The organism is Longimicrobium sp. (genome assembly GCF_036554565.1).
In the GTDB taxonomy this organism is placed as follows: Bacteria; Gemmatimonadota; Gemmatimonadetes; order Longimicrobiales; family Longimicrobiaceae; genus Longimicrobium.
On record NZ_DATBNB010000270.1, the window covers coordinates 1 to 2,596 of the forward strand.

Here is a 2,596-nt window from a genome sequence, read left to right on the forward strand (position 1 = left end):
CGCCCCCGAGCCGCCGCCCGCGTCCGCGCCGGAGCCCGTCCGCCTGCCGGACGAGCTGCCCGACGTGATCCGCGCCGCACTCGCGCCGCTGGTCGAGGCGATCCACGCCAGCCAGCAGGTGATCCGCGCCGGCCAGGCGCAGCAGAGCCAGGCCGCCGAAGCCATGCTGCGCGTGATCTCCGCCGTCCGCGCGCAGCCGGTCACGGTCGTTCAGCCGGTCGCCGCCGCGGCATCGGCCGGGGTGGGCGCCGAGGTGCCGGTCCCCGCCGCGCAGCCGGTTCGAGCGACCGCTGATGGGGGCGGCGTCACCGAGCCGGTACCCGTGGCCGCTGGTGAACAGGCCGATGCGTCGGGGGCCGAGGAGTCGCGCGTGGAAGGAGCCCTGCAGAACCTGCCCATCGTGGGGGATGGAAAACCGCTCCGGATCTGGCCGCCGGAGCCGCCGAAGCGGGGGCGCTAGCCAGCTGGAGCTTCGTACGACCCAGCGGGCGTGCAATCGAATTCTCCTCCCCCCATGGGGTTTATGGGGGAGAGGCCGGGAGAGGGGGGCGAGCGGGGCATTCGCCAGTGCCAGCCGACCGGGAGGCTCCGCCTGCACGCGCGCGCGGCACCTGCCGAAGCGCGATCGAATTCTCCCCTCTCCCGCTTGCGGGAGAGGGGCCGGGGGAGAGGGCAGCCGGGGAATGCGCCGGCAATGGTCGAAGCGCCCCGCCGCCGAGTCTTCTGCACGGGTGCCCGCTGCCGCGCCCAGGGTTGGAAGCGCCCCAGGCTAGATCCTTCGCCCCGCGAGGCAGGGTGTGCGGGCTGGTACGGTGCGCTTGGGGCTCAGGATGACAGGGTTTGGCGCTGCGAAAGGTGTTGAGGTGATGCGCCGGGCTGGCTCCCTTCCCCCGCGCAGTTTGCGGGGAAGGGCTGGGGATGGGGGGCGCCCGTCGCACGCACCACACCTGCTGAAGCACTGCAGAAAGTCTCCCGCTCTCTGGAGAACAGATGTCCGCAGACGCGAAGAAGGCCCGGCGATTCGCCGGGCCTTCTTCGCATTCCGCACTAACGCACTAACGAACTAACGCACTCATCGTCTACCGGACGACGCGGCTCTCCTGGATCACCACGCCGCGCTCCGCCAACGCCGCGATGTACTCGCGCGCCGGCATCGCCTCGTCGGGGGTCCACACGCCCGGCTTGATCTTGCCCTCGGCCTGCAGCGCGCCGGTGATGGCCAGCGAGTAGCCCGTGGTGCGCATCATGGCGGTGATGCCGGTGTCGGCGTCGTAGCGGTCCAGCAGGTCGAAGCGAAGCAGCACGTCGTCGCCCTTGTCAGTGCCCTCCACCTCCACGCGGAGCGCCACCAGGTCCGGGCTTTCCCGGTAATCCTTGCGCAGCGTGGGGCCCACCGTGGCGATGAACAGGTCGCGCGGCACCACCGGCACGCCCTTCACGTTCACCGGCTCCAGCCCGAACAGGCCGATGTCGCGCATGGCCTCCATCATCTTCGCGTGGCCGGGGTAGCGCAGCGTCTTGTACTCCATCGTGGGGATCTTCCCCTCGTACCGCTGCGCCATCGTCGACAGGCCGCCCGCCGTGTGGAAGGCCTCCAGCGTGCCGGCGCCGGGAAACTCCAGCTCCTCGATCTCCGACAGCGCCTTCACCTGCATCTGCCTGCCGTCGCGGACGACCCACGACAGCGTGGTGTAATAGTCCAGCACGCCTTCCAGGCTGTACACCACCTGGTAGTTCAGCGGCGGCTGCGGCTTCTGCGGCAGGCCGCCCACCTTGATCGTGACCTTCCGCACCACGTCCAGCTGCCGGATGCCGTGCTCGGCCAGGATGTTCACCATCCCCGGCGCCAGCCCGCAGTCGGGGATCACGCTCACGCCCGCCGCGGCCGCGCGGGGGGCTACCGCCTTCTGCTCCAGCACGATGTCGGTATTGCCGCCCAGGTCGCAGAAGTGCGAGCCCGACTCCACGGCCGCCACGCTCATCCCCAGATTGAAGTAGTAGGGGAAGGCGCTCATGGTGGCCGACACCCCCTCCATCACCCGGCGAATTCCCGTGCGGTCGTTGGCGTCAACTGCAACAGGCGTCAGCCGCCCGCCGATGTACGGCTGCAGAAACGCGGGGAGGTTGTCGACGTTCAGGTCGGCGAGAACGACGTCGTGCTCCGTGTGGGCAAGGAGGTCGTAGGCACAGGCAGAGCCCTGAAGGCCCGCCCCCAGCACCAGCATCCGCATTTGCAGGCACTCCAGAGGTTGCAGGATGGGCCGGCGCCGGCCCGGGTTGGAGAAAGGCGCGCAAGATACTGCCCCGGCGGGGGGCGCGCAAAACCACGGGCGGCGGATACGGTGTGGTGCGTCCGCAAACGAATGGATCGCGAAACGAAAACCTTTCGGATTTCGGCGCTGCGCCTATATTTTTGCCCCTGGCCGCCCCCGGCCGAATCCCCTCAAATCCATGGATCCTGACAGGAGATCGATCCCGTGGCGAAGGACGTCATTGAGATGCCGGGCGTCGTGACCGACGTGCTTCCGGACACCCACTTCCGGGTGAAGCTGGAGAACGGCCACCAGCTGCTGTGCTACATCTCGGGCCGCATGCG

The 2,596-nt window shown here is 69.3% G+C and carries 1 protein-coding gene and 2 pseudogenes; 2 read left to right on the top strand and 1 reads right to left on the bottom strand.

Annotation, left to right across the window (positions count from 1 at the left end; translation table 11 throughout):
- A pseudogene (locus VIB55_RS07310) lies at positions 1-460 on the top strand (hypothetical protein); the annotation flags it as partial.
- Positions 461-1,079: 619 nt separating this feature from the next.
- Here VIB55_RS07310 and VIB55_RS07315 read toward each other — a convergent pair.
- Positions 1,080-2,231: a saccharopine dehydrogenase family protein gene (locus VIB55_RS07315; RefSeq protein ID WP_331876016.1), complete on the bottom strand. Its 1,152-nt coding sequence runs from the start codon at positions 2,229-2,231 to the stop codon at positions 1,080-1,082.
- 267 nt (positions 2,232-2,498) lie between these two features.
- Between VIB55_RS07315 and VIB55_RS25460 the strand changes: the two are divergent.
- A pseudogene (locus tag VIB55_RS25460) lies at positions 2,499-2,596 on the top strand (translation initiation factor IF-1); the annotation flags it as partial.